The organism is Pseudomonas moorei, from assembly GCF_042846945.1.
GTDB classification, from domain to species: domain Bacteria; phylum Pseudomonadota; class Gammaproteobacteria; order Pseudomonadales; family Pseudomonadaceae; genus Aquipseudomonas; species Aquipseudomonas moorei.
In genome coordinates, this window is the sequence record NZ_AP035776.1 from 5171879 (window position 1) to 5189687 (window position 17809).

Here is a 17809-nt window from a genome sequence, read left to right on the forward strand (position 1 = left end):
GCCATCATTGGGCGAGACCGCCGCCAGCGCGCCACCCGCATCAGGTGGTAGCCGACGGAACGCACAACGCCCTGCGAACAGGGCGTTGGGTCAAGCGGGGACAAAGGCTCAGCGGATGCCGGCGTTACGCAGCGCGGATGGCGTGAAGTCGGTCATCTTCGCCGTCATGCCATAGGTGGTTGCATGCTTGGCCTCGTTGGTCATTGCCAGCACGTTGTAGCGACCGGCGATCAAGTCGTAGATGCCGAGCATGGCGAAGTTGGAGGCGCCGCGCTCGTAGTCGTTGAGCGCATAACCCTCCGCCACTCGCCACAGCTGACCACGGCCGTCGTAGTGATCGACCTCGGCCAGTTGCCAGGTGTCTTCGTCGAAGTACATGTCACGCTTGGCATACACGTGACGCTGGCCCGGCTTCAAGGTCGCCTCGACGTGCCACACGCGGTGCAGCTCATAACGGGTCAGGTCCTGGTTGATGTGCCCCGGCTTGATGATGTCGTCGTACTTGAGCTTCGGCGACTGCAACCGATAGTTGTTGTACGGGATCAACAGCTCCTTTTTGCCAACCAGTTTCCAGTCATAGCGATCCGGCGCGCCGTTCATCATGTCGGTGTTGTCGGCGGTCCGCATGCCGTCGGAACCGTTGCCCGGGCCATCGTAGGCCACTTGCGGTGCGCGGCGCACGCGGCGTTGACCGGCGTTGTAGACCCACGCCAGGCGCGGCTCCTTGACCTGGTCGATGGTCTCGTGGATCAGGATCACACTGCCGGCCATGCGCGAAGGCGCGGTGATTTCCTGTTTGTAGTAGTACAGAACGTTGTCGCCCTGCCCGGCTTCGACGCCTTCCATCAGCTGCGGGAACGCCAGCTTGTCGTCGTACTCGACGATGGAATACGAGCCGTTGGTCTGCGGTGCCGCCTGCGCCGCCTGGCGCTCCATGTTGCCGCCGCGATAACGGTTGGTGTGGTTCCAGTAAACCTCGACGCCGTTCTTCGGAATCGGGAACGGGTAGTAGCGGGTTTGCGCGAAGTTCAGCAGTCCATTGCCGTCAGGGGTCAGTTCGGTGGTCACCGCACTTTTCCTGGCGATGTCATAGATGTTCTGTGGCGAAGCTGCCGTGCGATGGGTCTTGTACACCGGGATCTTGTAGCTGTCCGGGTAGCGCTTGAACATCGCCAGTTGACCCGGTGTCAGCTTGTCCTTGTACTGCTCGGCATTGGCCGCGGTGATCACGACCTCTGGCTTCTCGCCGGCAAACGGATCGCCCAGAAAGCCATTGTCGAGCGGTGCCGCACCCGGCTTCAGACCACCGGTCCAGGCCGGGATGCTGCCGTTGGCATTGCCCTCTTTCTGAGCGCCCAGGGGCGTCAGCGTGGTGCCCAACTGAGCGGCCTCCTGGGGCGTGACGGCAGCCATGACGCCGCTGGCCAGCAGCGAGAGACTCAGTGCGCCGGCGCGCAGGATAAAACGTGCGTTCATGTTCAGGATCCTCTGGCAACGTTGCATCAGAAATTCACGCCGAAGCTGAGCGCGACGTAGTCGCGGTCGACGTTGGTGTTGAAATCGCCACCGAAGTAATTGGTGTAACTCAGGCTGGCGGTGTAGGTGTTCTGGTAATCGGCGTCGACACCCAGGCTGACGGCTTTTGAACCTTCATCGAAGTTCGGGCCATAACCCTCGACGTCATGGGACCAGGCGATGTTGGGCGACAGGTTGATGCCGGCGAACACGTTCGGGTAATCCAGCTTGCCGCGCAGGCGATAGCCCCAGCTGTTGCTGGTGTAGAAACCATCGTCGTTGCATTCCTGCGCCGGGTTGCTCGCCGTCGGCGTGCCCGCAGCGGTACCGCGACAGGTGGCTGCACCGGCAACGCCCGGCAGTTCACCGGAGCCGAACGCAGGGCTGCGACCGAAGCGCAGGTCCGTGCCATCTGCCTTGCCCAGGCCACTGATGTGGTTGTAACCGACCTCGCCCACCAGGGTCAGACGACTGGCGCCGAGCACCTGATCGAAGAACTGGGTGGCGGTCACTTGCGCCTGGGTCACCGGCATACGCTTGTAGCCGTTGACCTCGGCGCCCAGGTTGCGGCCGGCGAAGCCGGTGGTGATCAGCGGCGAGGTCGCGCCGAAGGTCGCGGCGGACAACAGGTCAGCCGTGTTCAGCTGCAGCGGCATGTTCGGTCGGTAGCTGACTTCGCCACCCAGTGCCACGCCCTCGACGTTGGTCTGGAAGCTCAGCCCGTACAGATGAATGTCTTCCGGATAATCGATGAAGTAACGGGCACTGCGCGCCGAGGCCAGGCCACCGGCCGGCTTGCTCATCTGTGTGATGCTCAGGTAGGGGTTGCGGCTGTGGTAGTTCATCGCGTAGGCGCCGAACTCGGTGTCGTTGGCCTCCGGCACATACCAGCGCAGCGCCAGGCCATACTGACCACTGTTGCGTGCATCGTTGTCGTTCAGGCGCGGGATGAAGGCGTCATCGGTACCGGCGGCGATGGCGGCCAGACCGCCTGTGTTTTTCGCTGCACCGGGCGGCAGGTCCTGACCGGCGATGACCAGACGGTCATCACAACCTTGGGCTATGCCATCGCTGCCGAAGAACGTGCCGCAGTTGTCGACCACCGATTTATCCCACTGCAGCTGATAAAAGCCCTCTGCCGTGATGTTGTCCGCCAGGCCCTGGGACACGTAGAGCAAGTTGACCGGAATCAGGCCTTCCTTCACTTCCGCGCCAGGACGACGCAAGGCGGCGACGTCGACCGGGTTGATGCTGTTGATCGAGTTGCCGATGAACGTACTCTCGCCCCAGCTCACCACTTGCTTGCCCAGGCGCACGTTGCCGACCTGATCGCCGATGGTGTAGTTGTGGTACACGAAGCTGTCGAGGAACATCGCCCCGGACGATCTCGCCGCGCGATCACGACCGCTGTCATTGATGTCGTAGAACGGACGGCTCTCGTCCATCAACTCGAAGTCATACCAATACTTGCCGCGCACGAAGGCGCCGCTGTCGCCGTACTTCAGCTCCAGGTCATGCACACCCTTGAAGATCTTCGAGAAGGTTTCACCTTTCTTGAAGTTCAAACGGTTGTCATCGGTGGTGCGCGAAGCGGACTCGCCCCCGGTTACGCCCTGGGAGTTGAAGTTGGAAATGAACTGTTTGTCCGGGTTTGCCGCGGACCAACTGGCACCGATCGACAGCGACGAGTCAAACTTCCCTTCAATTTCCCCGATATTGAAATCGACTGCGTGAGCCTGGTTGCTCGCACAAGTCGCAATGATTACAGCTACGGCCAGCAGACTTGGCTGGAAGACTCCGCGCATTGTTGTTTTTGTCATGCGGTTTCCCCGGTTAAGGATGACGTGATGAGAGCCCATGCTAGCGAGGCTCCCGGGATGCCCTCACACCCGAATGGGTGATTTGGAGGGCGTGTTTTTTTCGGTTTTTGTTGCGGTGTAACAGCCCGATCAGAGAGGCGCTCAACGGGCGTTACGCGTGGTGACACTTACCCTGTGAAAGTCGCGGGTCGCTTCTCGATGAACGCCGCCACGGCTTCGCGGTGATCCGCGGTCTGGTGCGACAGCACCTGAAAAGTCGCGGACATTTCCAGCAGCGTGTCGAGTCGCGTGTGCAAGGCTTCGCGCAACAGGCGCTTGGCCAGACGCACGGCATGGGGCGGGTTGGCCGCAATCGCCGCGGCGATTTCCCGGGCACTGTCCAGCAGCTGTTCGGCCGGTACGACACGGGACACCAGGTTCCATTGCTCGGCCTGGCGGGCGTCGATCATTTGTCCGGTCAGGGTCAGTTCGGTAGCCCGCGACAAACCGATGATGCGCGGTAACAACCACGCCCCACCGTCGCCGGGAATGATCCCCAGCTTGACGAAGCTTTCGGCAAACTTCGCCTGCTCGGAGGCCACACGGATGTCGCACATGCAGGCCAGGTCGAGACCGGCACCGATGGCCGCGCCATTGACGGCCGCGATGACCGGCACCTCCAGATTGAACAGCGCCAGCGGCAAACGCTGAATGCCGGTGCGGTACTCCTGACGTAACGCCATGCCCGACATCTGCGCGTAGCGGTCCATGTCGCGCACGTTGCCACCGGAGCAGAACGCGCTGCCGGCACCGGTGATGATGACGGCGCGAACACTGCTGTCGCGCTCGATCCGTTCGATGGCTTCAAGGAACTCGGGCACGGCGCTGTTGCCGGTCAGCGGGTTGCGTCGCTCGGGGTCGTTCATCGTCAGCGTGACGACATGCCCCTCTTGTTCGTACTTCAAAAAGTTGCTCATGGAAGGCGTCCTCAAGCGGGTTGTGACGGGATGACATTGCGCACGAATTCACTGGCGCCAACCTGTGGCTGCGCCAACAGCGCCTGACCAACGAGACCGTTCCAGTGCGTTTCCGAACCTTCGCTGACGCGCCACTCGTGCAGGCGTCGGGTGAACAGTTGCAGATCCAGCTCCTCCGTCACGCCGATGGCACCGAACAATGCGTGCGCCGTGGCGGTGACTTGCGGCACCGCCATGCTGGTGCGCGCCTTGGCGATGGCTGTCGCAAGCGCGTCGGGAACCGTAGCGTTGGAGGCGAAGGCCAGCTCGGCAGCGATGCGCGAAGCCGCCACCTGCTCAGCCATCACGCTGAGCTGATGCTGCACCGCCTGAAACTTGCCGATGGCCTTGCCGAACTGAACCCGGTCATTGCAGTACTCGAGGGTCATGTCGAGCGCCTTTTCCATCGCCCCGGCAATGGCCGCGGCATGAATGGCGGCGCTGAACAGACGAACCTCAGAACCATTGCGGCCCAGGGAAATCCCCTCGGCATCCTGCGGCCAATACAGCGTGGCGCACTGGCTGCCGTGGACACCGCTGCGCACGCGCTGCGCCTGACTGCAATCGAGCAACAGCAGCTCACCGTCCAGATTCACCAACGCGAAGTCGGCCAGGGCGCCATAGGCCATGCGCGGAGCGCACAAACGGCCATCGGCATCCCGGTAAGCCGTGCCGGCCAGGCTCAGCATGCCGGTCGGGGGCGCATGCGGGCAGTCACGCATCAACGCCCGGGCGGCAATGCTCTGGGCGACCGGAAGCGGCAGGGCATGGCGTCCAAAGGCGAGGAAAATCGGGAACACCGCTGCCAGCGACAGCCCCGCTCCGTCGGCCACTTCCGGCGTCAGCAGTTCCAGAAAACCGCCGTCCTCCAGCTCACGCCAAAACGCGCTGGCGCAGTCACCGTTTTCAACCGCGCGGACCTGTGCCGGAGTGCACAAGTCGGTCAGTATTTTCTCTATGGCTTCAGTGAACATGACGATCTCTTCCTATTCGATATCAACGCAGGCCCAGGCCACGGGCGATCATGCCGCGCAGGATTTCCCGGGTGCCGCCGCGCAACGAGAAGGTCGGTGCAACCTGATTCAGGTAGGCGACGGTGCGGTACAACTCCTCGTCGACCGGAGCATCCGGATCAGCACTGATCGATGCGGCGATCGCCGCCGGAATCGCCTGTTCGAATTCGGTGCCGATGTCCTTGACCAACGCGGCCTCCACCACCGGGCTTTCGCCCTTCGCGAGCAAGGCCGTCAACGCCAGCGACAGGTTGCGCAGGCTGGTCAGTTGCGTGATGAAACTGCCGAGCAATGCCGTTTCGGCGGCGCTGGCACCGTTGCGACGCAGAGTGTCAGCCCAGAGGTCCAGCAACACCACACTGGAGTAGAAACGCTCCGGCCCGCTGCGCTCGAAAGCCAGTTCGGCGTTGACTTGTTTCCAGCCGCTGCCCTCTTCGCCCACCAAGGCGTCTTCGCCGAGCAGCACATCGTCGAATGCCACTTCGGAGAAATGCGCATCACCGGCGAGGTCGACAATCGGGCGAATGCTGATTCCCGGTTGCTTGAGATCGATGATGAATTGCGACAGTCCGCTCTGGCGGTCTTCGGGCGCACCGCTGGTGCGCACCAGGGCGATCATGTAGTCGGCGTGATGCGCGTTGGTGGTCCAGATCTTGCGCCCGCTCAGGCGCCACCCGCCTTCGCACCGTGTGGCGCGACTGCGCACGCTGGCCAGGTCCGAACCCGAGTTGGGTTCGCTCATGCCAATGCAGAAGAACGCCTGACCGGCGCAGATGCGCGGCAGGTAGAAATCTTTCTGTGCATCGCTGCCAAATTTCAGGATCAGCGGCCCGCTCTGGCGATCCGCGATCCAGTGCGCAGCGACCGGGGCACCGGCCGAGAGCAATTCCTCGACCAGTACAAAGCGGCTGAACGCATCCAGCCCGGCGCCGCCATAGGCTTGCGGCAAGGTCAGGCCGACCCAGCCACGCCGGGCCAGTTCGCGGCTGAATGCGGCGTCGAATCCGGTCCAGCTGCGCGCCCGCACATCGGCCGAAACCCGTGGCAGATGCGCAGCCAGAAAATGTTTGACCTCAGCGCGAAAGGCTTCCGCGTGTTCCGGCAGCGCGGTCAAACGGAAGGCGTCGAGCAGGCTGCTCACTGGCCACCTCCGACTTTGCCGTAGAGCGTCACCACACACGCGCCGCCCAGTCCCAGGTTGTGCGCCATCGCCAGGCGTGCGCCCTCGACCTGGCGCTGATCGGCGTTGCCGCGCAGTTGCTGGGTCAGCTCGTAGCATTGCGCCAGGCCGGTAGCACCCAGCGGATGCCCCTTCGACAGCAGGCCACCGGACGGGTTGATGACAATTTGTCCGCCGTAGGTGTTGTCCCCGTCCAGAACGAATTTTTCCGCGCCGCCCTCGGGGCACAAGCCCAGCGACTCGTAGCAGATCACTTCGTTCTGGGCGAAACAGTCGTGCAGTTCGCAGACGTCGATGTCTTGCGGGCCGACGCCGGCCTTCTCGTAGACCTGGCCGACGGCGGCCTGGGTCATGTGCGTGCCGACCCAATCAAGCATCGACGGCTTTTCGAAGTTGAAGGACTCGGGAGTGTCGGTGGTCATTGCCTGGGCAACGATTTCCACGTCACGGCGCAGGCCATGCTTCCTGGCAAAACGCTCGGAAACCAGGATCGCCGCGGCACCGCCACAGGTGGGCGGGCAGGCCATCAGGCGGGTCATGACGCCCGGCAGAATCACCGGGTCGTTCATCACGTCTTCGACGCTGAGCACCTTGCGGAACAATGCGAGCGGGTTGTTGGCAGCATGACGGCTGGCCTTGGCGCGCACGGCGGCGAAGGTTTCCATTTTAATGCCGTACTTCTGGATGTACTCGCGCCCGGCACCACCAAAGGTACGGATGGCCTGAGCCATGCCATCCATATCGGCGGTGAGACCGCGCAGGATCGGCAGGAAACGCTCGCGGGTCGGCGGACGGTCATCCCAATGGGATTTCAGCGCGCCGGCCTGCATTTGCTCGAAACCCACCGCCAGGACGCAATCGACCGAACCGGATTCGATGGCCTTGCGCGCCAGGTACAGCGCGGTGGAACCGGTGGAGCAATTGTTGTTGACGTTCACCACCGGAATCCCGGTCATGCCCACTTCGTACAACACGGTCTGGCCGCAGGTTGAATCGCCATAGACATAACCGGCGTACGCCTCTTGCACCAGCTTGTAATCGATACCCGCATCGGCCAGGGCGCGACGCACCGCTTCGGCGCCCATCTGCACGTAGGTCGGGCTCTCGCTCGGCTTGCGGAACGGGATCATGCCGACACCGGCTACCAGTACTTTTTCGCTCATGCTGTCACCTGAAAAAATGAGGGGGAAAGGATCACAACTGGCGCGCGATCAGTTCGCGCAGCACTTCGCTGGTGCCACCGAAGACACGCGTCACACGCATGTCGACGAAGGCGCGGGCGATCGGGTACTCCATCATGTAGCCGTAGCCGCCATGCAGCTGGACCATGTCGTCAATGCACTTCCACAGGGTTTCGGTGGCGAAGAGCTTGGCGATGGCCGACTCCTGCACCGTGAGGCGACGACGCATGTGCTCGCCGATGTAGTGGTCGATGGTCAGGCGCACGGCCGTGGCCTGGGCCTTGATGTCGGCCAGCTTGAATTTGGTGTTCTGGAAGTCCCAGACGGTCTGGTTGAACGCCTTGCGGTCCTTCACGTACTCGACGGTCTGCTCCAGCAAACGCTCGAGTTTGGCCGCGCTGTACAGCGCGATCACCAGGCGCTCTTGCGGCAGTTCTTCCATCAGGTGCATGAAGCCTTTGTTTTCTTCACCGAGCAGGTTGCCCACTGGCACGCGCACGTTGTCAAAGAACAGCTCGGCGGTGTCGGCGGCGTGCTGGCCGACCTTTTCCAGCTTGCGCCCGCGACGGAAACCTTCACGGTCGCACTCGACCACGATCAGGCTGCAGCCCTTGGCGCCGGCACTCGGGTCGGTCTTGCAGACGACCACCACCATGTCGCAGGTCAGGCCGTTGCTGATGAAGGTCTTGCTGCCATTGATCACCCACTCGTCACCGTCACGCACAGCGGTGGTGCGGATCGCCTTGAGGTCCGAACCGGTGCCAGGCTCGGTCATCGCCACGGCCAGTACGGTTTCGCCGGTGCAGATTTTCGGCAGCCATTTTTGTTTTTGCTCTTCGGTGCCCAGACGCACGATGTACGGCGCAACGATGTCGGAGTGCACACCCAGGCTCCAGCCCGAGACCCCGGCGCGGTACAACTCTTCGATCAGTACCGCCGAGTGCCCGAAGTCACCGCCACCACCGCCGTACTCGGTCGGCACGGTGAGGCACAGCAGGTTATGGCGACCGGCCTTGAGCCAGGTCTCCCGGTCGACCTGGCCAGCGGCGTCCCACTGCGCCTGCTTGGGCAGGCATTCACGCTCGAAGAAACGGCGCGCGGTTTCACGCAGCATTTCGTGGTCTTCTCGGTAGACAGTACGGTTGATGTGCATCGGGATCTCCAGTGGGTTGCCAGGCAAGGCTTGCGCCTGGTTCGTGAGTCCACTGTATTGACGCGGGTGGGTGGTGAAGCCACCCGGATTGGGTAGCGAATGCCTGGAGGAAAACGATCTGAAGCACTGGCGCAAAAAACGGTGGGCGCGAGCCTGCTCGCGAAAAGGTCGTCACATTCAACATTCATGTTGACTGGCATACCGTCTTCGCGAGCAGGCTCGCTCCCACAGGGGGGTTGTGGTGTGGTTATGAACGCAGTTCGCGCTTGAGGACTTTACCGGCGGCCGAAAGCGGCAACTCGTCGCGGAACTCCACGCTCTTCGGGCATTTGTAGCCGGCGATGAACTCCCGGCAATACAGGCGCAATTGCTCGGCATCGACCTGGGCGCCGGGTTTGCGCACCACCACCGCGTGCACCGCCTCGCCCCATTGCTCATGGGGCACGCCGATCACCGCCGCCAGCGCCACGGCCGGGTGGCGGGCGAGGACGTTTTCGACTTCCGCCGAGTAAACATTCTCGCCACCGCTGACGATCATGTCCTTGAGGCGGTCGACGATGAACAGGTACCCCTGCTCGTCCATGTACGCGGCATCACCGGTGTACAACCAGCCATCGCGCAATGCCCAGGCGGTTTCTTCAGGCTTGTTCCAATAGCCCTGCATGATGTTCGGCCCGCGCACGATGATCTCGCCGACCGTGCCACGTGGAACTTCCCGGCCTTGCGGGTCGACGATCTTCACATTGACCCCCAGCCCACCCCGCCCGACCGAACGCGACAAACCGCTCCGGCGCGCTTGCGCCGTGTGATTGCACGGCAGATTGCTCGACACCACCGGGCAGGCTTCAGTCAGTCCGTAGGAATGAGAAAGCTCGAGGTCCGGAAGCCGGGCCAACACCTGCTCCACCATTTCGCCCGCGCTGGGTGACGCACCATAGGTCAGGCGTTTGAGGCTACTGAGGTCATGGCGATCAAATTCCGGATGGGCCAGCAACGCGAGGATCATGGTCGGCACCAGCAGCGTCTCGGTGATCCGTTCCCGCTCGATCACCCGCAACACCTCAGCCGCGTCGAAACCCGACAGCAGCACATGGCTTTCACCGGCCATGAACTGGATCAACGCGCGGGCCATGCCGGCGACGTGGAACAACGGTGCGACGTGCAATAACCGGCCATCGCGTATTGGCGGCATGTCAACCATGCGCGGCATGCACGCCGACCACAGGTTCAGATGAGACTGCATGACGCCCTTGGGAAAACCGGTGGTGCCGCCGGTGTACATGATGCAGGCGAGGTCTTCCCCGCCGCGTCCTGCATCCTCGACCGGCGTTGCCTGGGCCAGCAACTGCTCATAACCGAGCATGCCCGGCGGCACTTCACCGTCCCCGGCGTAGATAAACCGTGGCGCCTGGCGGGCGGTCTTGCGGATACCTTCGGCCATCGCCGCGAAGTGCTCATCGACAATCAGGAAGCCGGTGGCGCAATCGTCCAGCGAATAGACAATCTCCGGCACGCTCCAGCGAATGTTGACCGGGTTGAGCACCCCGCCGCCCCACCAGACCCCCATGATGTACTCAAGGTAACGGTCGCAATTGAGCGCCAGCGTGCCAACCCGGTCTCCCGCCGCCATCCCCAGGTTCTGCAAGGCGCCCGCCAGGCGAGCGACACGTTCACCAAACTGGCGATAGGTCTGGCGGCGATCGCCGAAGATCGTCGCCAGGTGCTCCGGGTTTTGCTGCAAGGTGCGTTGCAGACACTGGGTCATGTACATGGTGTCTTGCCTTTCCAGGTGGTGAAGACACCGTTGGCCCGCAACACCAGGCGCTCGCCGACCTTCAACAGGCAGCTGGCGTTGATGAAGGTGCCGCCGGTCTTGAGCACTTCCACATGCGCCTCCAGCCACTCGCCTTCGCGCACCGGACCGATGTAATCGACGTTCAGGTTGACCGTCAGCGCAACCGATGGCGGCTGCAAATGGCGCCGTAAAACGATGCCGAAGGCGCTGTCCGCCACCGTGGCGAGGAAACCGCCATGGGCGATGTGCACATAGTTGAGGTGGTGCGGCTGCAGACGCACGGCCACGATCGGCCGTTCATCATGGAGGAAGAAGTCACCGCAATTGCGCAGGAAACCCGAGAGGCTTTCCAGCGCAGTGAATCCCTCGGGAATCGTTGCCCCTCCCTTGTCCAGCGCCATCAGCTGACACTCCGGTCCTTGCCGGCCCAGTAAGGTTCGCGCAGGTCGCGCTTGAGCACCTTGCCGGCACCGGACAGCGGCAACGCGCTGCGGAACTCGACCGACTTCGGTGTCTTGTAGCCGGCGATCTGCCGACGGCAATGTTCGATGATGTCCGCGCCGGCTGCTTCGAGATCAGGTTTGAGCACAATCACCGCGTGTACCGCTTCGCCCCACTGTGCGCACGGAATGCCGATCACCGCGCAGGCAGCGACGGCCGGATGGCTGGAAATCGCGCTTTCGACTTCACCCGAATAAACGTTTTCGCCACCACTGACGATCATGTCCTTGAAGCGATCGACGATGTAGATGTAACCCTCGTCGTCCATGTAGGCGCCATCGCCCGTGTGCATCCAGCCGCCACGCAGGGCCTGGGCGGTTTCTTCGGGTTTGTTCCAGTAGCCGAGCATGATGTTCGGCCCACGCACCAGCACTTCGCCGACCGTTCCGCGCGGGACTTCGTTTTCATGTTCGTCGACGATGCGCACCGTCACGCCCAGCCCTGGACGCCCGGCCGAGCGCAGCCGGCCATTGGCAATGCCTTCGGGACCATGGTTCTGCGGGCCGTTGGCGGAAATCGGCGGCGCGGCTTCGGTCATGCCGTAGCCTTGGGTGAACTCGACGTTCGGCAGGGCTTTCAAGGCAAGTTGCAGCAAGGGCACGGCAATCGGCGAGGCGCCGTAGGTCAGGCTGCGCAGGCTGCTGAGGTCATAGTTGGCGAACTCCGGATGCATGATCAACGCCTGGATCATGGTCGGTACGATCAGGATGTCGGTGATGCGCTCGCGTTCGATGGTTTGCATCACGTTCAGCGGGTCGAAGGCCGGGACGAAGATGCTCGGCAAGCCCAGCAACGAGATCAGGATCACCCGCGACAGTGCGGCCAGGTGGAACATCGGAGCAATGTGCAAGGTCAGCGCGTCGGCCGGCACCGGAACATCGGCGGCACGGGCCACGGCGGCGCTCCACAGGTTCATGTGCGACTGCATCACGCCTTTTGGCAGGCCGGTAGTGCCACCGGTGTACATGATGCTGGCCAGGTCGTCACCGCCACGAAAGGCATCATCGACCGGCTCGGCGTCGCGAATCAGTTGTTCGTAAGACAACATGCCTTCGGGCGTCGGGCCTTCGCCGATGTGGATCAACAGCGGCCGCACTTTGGCGGTGCCGGCAATGCTGTCGGCCATCGACAGGAAGGTGTCGTCGATCATCAGGATGCGCGTGTCGCAATCATCCAGCGAATAAACGATTTCCGCCACGCTCCAGCGAATATTGACCGGGTTGACCACACCACCGCCCCACCAGGTGGCCAGGTAGTACTCGAGAAAACGATCGGAATTCAGGCCGAGCAGGCCCACGCGGTCACCGGTCTGCATGCCCAGTTGCTGCAAGGCACCGGCCAGGCGGGCTACGCGGTCGGCCAGTTGTGCATAGGTGTGGCGCCGGTCGCGGAAAACCGTCGCCAGGGCATGAGGGCGCTGCTGCAAAACACGGTGCAGTCCTTGGGTGAGATACATGATGGTTTCCTGTGAATTATTGTTGTCAGGTAAGAACGCATACAGTCACTGGGCGGTGCGTCATGCACCGATGTATTTGGGCGTCCTTTGCTCGGCCAGCGCCACGCGCCCTTCGGCGTGATCCTGGCTGTCGCGCAGCAACCCCCAGTGCAAGTGGGCTTGAATCACAAAGTCGCGGGGCGTGAGGTGTGCCGTCTGCACCGCCAGCTGCTTGATCGACTGCACCGCCAGGGGGCCATTGGCGGCTATGCGTTCGGCCAGGTTCAGGGCGGCGGCCATCAACCGTTCTTGTGGCAGCAGGTCGATGACCAGTCCGATGCGCAAGGCTTCCTGAGCGTTGATCGGCTCACCGGTCAGCGCCATTTTCATGGCGTGGGCGGCGGGCACCGCGCGCAGCAGGTATTGCACGCCACCGGCCGCCGGAATGGTCGCATCGCGCACTTCGGGCAAGCCGAACGCGGCGCTTTCGGCCGCAATGCGCAGGTCGCATTGCAGGGCCAGTTCAAAACCACCGGCCAGACAAGCGCCATTGATGGCGGCGATGACCGGCTTCCAGATCTCCAGATCGCTGAGGTCGAACAGACGCGCGTAGCCGCCCTCCTCAGCCTCGGTCTCGCGGCTTTTCAGTGCGCCGGCGACAAAACCGGACAGTCCGCGCGAAGGATCGCGCGGGCTCGCGCCGCAACAGAATGCCCGCTCACCGGCACCGGTCAGCACGATGACCCGCACCTGCTCGTCATCCTGGCAAGCCACCAGCGTCTTGCGCAGGTGCATCAAGTCGCTGATGGACAGCGCATTGTTCGACAGTTGCGCATCGAGCGTAATGACTGCCACGTGATCGATGATCTTGAACTGTATGGCCATGGACTAACCTCTATGGTTTTTATGGGAGGGAGGTCAGGCCTTGAAGCCCAGGCCCAGCGAATGCAACCGCTCGATGGCGACGCTGTCGAAACCCCAGTCGCGCAACGCCTCTTGACCGTGCTCGCCGCGTTGCGGTGCCGTTCGTGGCTGCGCCGAAGGCGTGCCGAGAAAACGCGGTGCCGGGACGGGCTGGACGACGCCATCGACTTTGATAAAACTGCCGCGGGCCACGCTGTGGGGATGTTCGGCCGCTTCAGCAAGGCCCAGCACCGGCACCACGCAGGCGTCGCTGCTGGCAAACGCGTCGGCCCACTCTGCCCGGGTGCGACTGAGAAAGGCCGCGGTAAAGGCCTCACGCAAGCGCGGCCAGCCAGCCCGGTCGTGTTGACGCGGCAGGTCGGCGCCTGCCAACCCGAGAATGTCCAGCATTTGCGCGTAGAATCGCGACTCGATCGGACCGATCGACATGTACTGCCCGTCGCGGGTTTCATAGGTGTCGTACCACGGCGCACCGCCATCGAGCAGGTTGCTGCCGCGCTGTTCGGTCCAGTGACCGCCGGCCAACAGGCCCCAGACCACCGAACCCAACTGCGCCGCGCCTTCGGTCATGGCCGCATCGACCACTTGTCCGGCCCCGCCACGCTGCACGTTCACCAGCGCCGCCAGCACGCCCATCGCCATCAGCATGCCGCCACCGCCGTAATCGCCCACCAGGTTCAGTGGCGGGACCGGCCGCCCACCGGCCGGGCCAATGGTCGACAGCACGCCGGACAAGGCGATGTAGTTCAGGTCATGGCCGGCACGGTCAGCCATCGGCCCGGTCTGGCCCCAACCGGTCATGCGTGCATAAACCAGCCGTGGATTGCGCGCCAGCGCCACTTCCGGGCCAAGGCCCAGACGCTCCATGGTGCCAGGGCGAAAGCCTTCGATCAGCACATCGGCTCGTTCGATCAATTCCAGCGCGGCGGCGACGCTTTGCGGACATTTCAGGTCCAGAGTGACCGAACGCCGATTGCGCCCTGTAATGTCGGCGCGCTTGCCTTCAAACTTCGGACCCAGGTCGCTCGCAGCCACCGGACGGTCGATCCGCACCACGTCGGCCCCCATGTCCGCCAGCAGCATCGTGCCAAAAGGCGCCGGGCCGATTGCCTCAAATTCCACCACTCGAATGCCGCTCAGTACACCCATTGCCGCCGCTCCATTGTTCTGACGGAGCGCCTTGCAGCACCCCTATTTTGTGGCGTCCAGTTAATCAATCCCTTATTCGCCGACCACCACCCGCATCGGGTGGCGAATGCCAAACACAGGGCCATGACTGGCTGGCGGTGCGTTACACTCCTCTGGATTCAGTGCCTTCCCAAAACAAAAAAGATTCGGACAGCCCCATGGATAAACCCCGCAAGTCCACAGCCTCGGACACGCCTTCCAGCCCGGTCTTGAATCCGACCCAGTCGCCGATCGTCAGTACCAAACTGATCCCGCCACGCAGTGCCGGGCGTCTGATTTCCCGCGAACTGCTCCAGGAACAAATGCTCAAGGCGCGTCGCCAGCGCTGCATCGTGCTCAAGGGGCCCGCGGGATGCGGAAAGACTTCGACGCTGATTGCCTGGCGCCAGGCGCTGCTGCCGCTGGGCTTCGACGTGACCTGGCTGACGCTGTCTGCCGATGACAACGAACTGACCCGCTTCCTGGATTACTTGCTGGCCAGCCTCGGCCAGGTCGACCCGGATCTGGTACACGAAGCCACCCAGCTGGAAGGTCGTGGTATCGACAGCGAAGCGGTAGAACGCACCGTCATCACCCTGGTGCGCAGTATTGCCAGCCGTGGCCGCGAACTGGTGCTGGTCCTCGATGACCTGCACCACCTGACCGACGTCGGGATTCATCAGGCCCTGCAATGGCTGATCGACTACGCACCGGCCAATCTGCACCTGGCACTGGTGTCACGCAGTGCCGTGCCTTTGTCCCTGGCGCGGCTGCGCAGCCAGGAACTGGTGCTGGAACTGAACCTGCGCGATTTGCGCTTCACCCCCGGCGAGTCCGAACGCTTTCTCAAGGCTCAACTGGGCGACATCAGCGCCCGCGATGCCAAGCTGATGCATGAATTGACCGATGGCTGGGTGGCCGGACTGCAATTGCTGGCCGTCAGCCGCAAGAAAAATCGACCGCTCGTTGCCGCAACCGACCAGACACAGGTGCGGGACGATCAGGCGTTCGCGAAGTTTTTCGAAATCGAAGTGCTGTCCCATCTGTCGCCGACGGACCTGGACTTGATGCTGCTCATGGCCGTCTGCAACCGCTTCTGTGCCTCGCTATGCGCCGCCCTCAGCGGCAACCCGGACGCGGTCCGCGACGCCAATGCCCTGCTGGCACGCCTGGAACGGGACAACCTGTTCCTGATCCCGGTGGACAGCGCCCAGCGCGAAACCTGGTACCGCCTGCATCCTCTGCTGCGCGAGACATTGCTCAAATACTTCGATTCGCGCAGCAAGGCCGAACAACAGGCGGTGCACGCGCGGGCCTGGGCCTGGTTCCGGGACCACCAGCATCTGGATGAAGCGGTGCACCATGCCGTGATGGCGGGCGACCCGGATGCCGCTGCCGACCTGGTGCAGCAAAACGCCGAAACGCTGTATGCCCACGGCGACTTGCGCATGTTGATCGAGTTGGTCCGGCTGCTGCCGGTCGAGCAAGTGCAGGCGCGGGTCAAGCTGCGCATCCTCAAGGCCAGGATGCAGCTCTATGCCCGGGATTTCGTGGCTTGCGCCAACAGCCTCGATCAACTGTTCCAGGACGTCCCTGAAAGCGACGTCCATGATCGCTTCATGATTGCGATACTGCGTGCCTCTCTGGCGCTGCAGCGTGACGACACCGACGCGGCGATGACGGTGCTGCCGCAATTGCTCAATCCGCCGCCGGACAGCAACAGTGTGGCCATCGGTTCATGCGCCAACATCCTTTCGTGGCTCTACATGCACCGGGGCGAATACGAAAAGGCGCGCCAGATACAACTCGACCGCCCCCTGCTGCTGATCAATGGCGAACCCCTTGTGGGGACTACCGCCGGCAGTCTGCAGGGGCGCTGCATGATTGGCTTGAGCCACGCCCTCGAAGGCCAGATGAAGCAGGCGGAACGGGTCTATCGGGATGTGATGCATGAAGCCGCCCAGTGCGGCAAGGCCGGTGCCGACGCCACCTACCTCTCCGCCGCGCTGCTGGGCGAGGTGCTGTACGAAACCAATGACGTCGATGCGGCATTCAAACTGCTTTCGGGCTGGATCGATATCCTGGAACGCATCTCGATTCCGGATTCGGTGCTGCGCGTGATGCAGGTGCTGTGGAATGTGCAATGGCTGGCGGGCAATCATCAGGAAGCCCTGGCCTATGTCGAGCGGCTCGACGAGTACGCGATCAAACTCGGTCTGGAGCGCCTGCAAGCCTACTGCCTGACCTGGCAGGTGCGCTGGCTGATGATTCTCGGTGAGCATGGGCAGGCCCAGGCCAAACTGGCGCGCCTGGAAGCCATCGACGCGCGCCACCCGGATGCCGGGCAAAGCGCCCTCAAGGAAATCCATATCCTGGCCGAGAATGCGCGGGCACGCTGGCAGATTCAACAAGGCGACCTGGACGGCGCCTTGAAGCGGATCGAACAGTTGATCGAAACCTGTGAACGGCACCGCCGCCAGCTCGGCTCAGTACGGCTGCTGGTGCTCAGTGGCGTGATCGAGTCCCAGCGCGGCAATCCCGATGCCGCACGGGATCACGTCATGGAGGCGCTGCGGCGCGGGCAACGCTTCGGCTTGTTGCGCAGCCTGCTCGACGCCCACCCGGACGCACTGAAACTGATCTCTGCAATCGCGAACGAGGAAACCCTGGACCCGGTGCTGGCGTTCTACGTCGAGCGCCTGCAAGCAGCCGATGTGACGGTGCCCGCCGCGCCAACCGGCAAACCCTCCCCGGCCTCGGCAGGCAAGCCCCTCGCCGCCGGCATGGAGCCGTTGAGTGAGCGGGAAATCGAAGTCGTGCGCCTGCTGGCCCAGGCCCTGCCCAACAAAAAAATCGCCCGCGCCCTGGGGCTGTCCCCGGAAACCGTGAAATGGCACCTGAGCCACATCTACAGCAAGCTTGGCGTCAATAGCCGCGATGAGGCGGTGGCGCGGGTGCGTGACCTGGAGTCGCAGGGTAATCCCGCCCCGCAATAACAGACCTGCAAGACTCTGTGGGAGCGAGCCTGCCCGCGAAGAGGACGGCACCTATAACATCAAAGTTGACTGACACACCGCCATCGCGAGCAGGCTCGCTCCCACAGTTGATTGATTTTTGTCTCGCCACCCGC

The 17809-nt window shown here is 63.0% G+C and carries 13 protein-coding genes; 1 reads left to right on the forward strand and 12 read right to left on the reverse strand.

What is annotated here, in order from left to right; all coding sequences use genetic code 11:
• Positions 1-108 precede the first annotated feature (108 nt).
• The 12 genes from ACGJAX_RS24205 to ACGJAX_RS24260 all read right to left on the reverse strand — a co-directional run bounded on the left by ACGJAX_RS24205 (position 109) and on the right by ACGJAX_RS24260 (position 14661).
• Positions 109-1476 (reverse strand): DUF1329 domain-containing protein, encoded by a 1368-nt coding sequence (locus ACGJAX_RS24205; protein WP_248916441.1) that lies wholly within the window; start codon positions 1474-1476, stop codon positions 109-111.
• A 26-nt stretch (positions 1477-1502) separates the two neighbouring features.
• The gene (locus ACGJAX_RS24210; protein WP_390956443.1) at positions 1503-3335 is read right to left on the reverse strand and encodes a DUF1302 family protein; all 1833 of its coding nucleotides are present in this window, start codon (positions 3333-3335) and stop codon (positions 1503-1505) included.
• Positions 3336-3502: 167 nt separating this feature from the next.
• The gene (locus ACGJAX_RS24215; RefSeq protein WP_090320325.1) at positions 3503-4291 is read right to left on the reverse strand and encodes a crotonase/enoyl-CoA hydratase family protein; all 789 of its coding nucleotides are present in this window, start codon (positions 4289-4291) and stop codon (positions 3503-3505) included.
• 11 nt (positions 4292-4302) lie between these two features.
• On the reverse strand, positions 4303-5304 hold the full coding sequence (locus tag ACGJAX_RS24220) for an acyl-CoA dehydrogenase family protein (RefSeq protein WP_390956444.1): 1002 nt from the start codon (positions 5302-5304) through the stop codon (positions 4303-4305).
• A gap of 22 nt (positions 5305-5326) precedes the next feature.
• Positions 5327-6484, reverse strand: coding sequence for an acyl-CoA dehydrogenase family protein (locus tag ACGJAX_RS24225; RefSeq protein ID WP_090320320.1), 1158 nt, complete (start codon positions 6482-6484; stop codon positions 5327-5329).
• Positions 6481-7686 carry a thiolase C-terminal domain-containing protein gene (locus tag ACGJAX_RS24230; protein WP_390956445.1) on the reverse strand — a complete coding sequence of 402 codons (1206 nt, stop codon included), beginning with the start codon at positions 7684-7686 and terminating at the stop codon, positions 6481-6483. Before ACGJAX_RS24230 ends, ACGJAX_RS24225 begins: the two co-directional genes overlap by 4 nt.
• Positions 7687-7717: 31 nt before the next feature.
• Complete coding sequence (locus tag ACGJAX_RS24235) at positions 7718-8857, reverse strand: acyl-CoA dehydrogenase family protein (RefSeq protein ID WP_090320314.1); 1140 nt, start codon at positions 8855-8857, stop codon at positions 7718-7720.
• Between the two features lie 247 nt (positions 8858-9104).
• A complete protein-coding gene (locus ACGJAX_RS24240; RefSeq protein ID WP_390956446.1) occupies positions 9105-10628 on the reverse strand; it encodes a long-chain-fatty-acid--CoA ligase in 1524 nt (507 codons plus the stop codon).
• Positions 10619-11053: a PaaI family thioesterase gene (locus ACGJAX_RS24245; RefSeq protein WP_247254945.1), complete on the reverse strand. Its 435-nt coding sequence runs from the start codon at positions 11051-11053 to the stop codon at positions 10619-10621. The genes ACGJAX_RS24240 and ACGJAX_RS24245 overlap by 10 nt, the downstream gene beginning before the upstream one ends.
• Entirely contained in the window at positions 11053-12609 is a 1557-nt protein-coding gene (locus ACGJAX_RS24250; RefSeq protein ID WP_390956448.1) for a long-chain-fatty-acid--CoA ligase, read from the reverse strand. The genes ACGJAX_RS24245 and ACGJAX_RS24250 overlap by 1 nt, the downstream gene beginning before the upstream one ends.
• 60 nt (positions 12610-12669) lie before the next feature.
• Positions 12670-13473 carry an enoyl-CoA hydratase/isomerase family protein gene (locus ACGJAX_RS24255; protein ID WP_090320303.1) on the reverse strand — a complete coding sequence of 268 codons (804 nt, stop codon included), beginning with the start codon at positions 13471-13473 and terminating at the stop codon, positions 12670-12672.
• 33 nt (positions 13474-13506) lie between these two features.
• Entirely contained in the window at positions 13507-14661 is a 1155-nt protein-coding gene (locus tag ACGJAX_RS24260; RefSeq protein WP_090320300.1) for a CaiB/BaiF CoA-transferase family protein, read from the reverse strand.
• A gap of 197 nt (positions 14662-14858) precedes the next feature.
• On the opposite strand from ACGJAX_RS24260, the gene ACGJAX_RS24265 reads away from it, so the two are divergent.
• On the forward strand, positions 14859-17675 hold the full coding sequence (locus tag ACGJAX_RS24265; RefSeq protein ID WP_390956449.1) for a LuxR C-terminal-related transcriptional regulator: 2817 nt from the start codon (positions 14859-14861) through the stop codon (positions 17673-17675).
• The last annotated feature ends 134 nt before the right edge of the window (positions 17676-17809 follow it).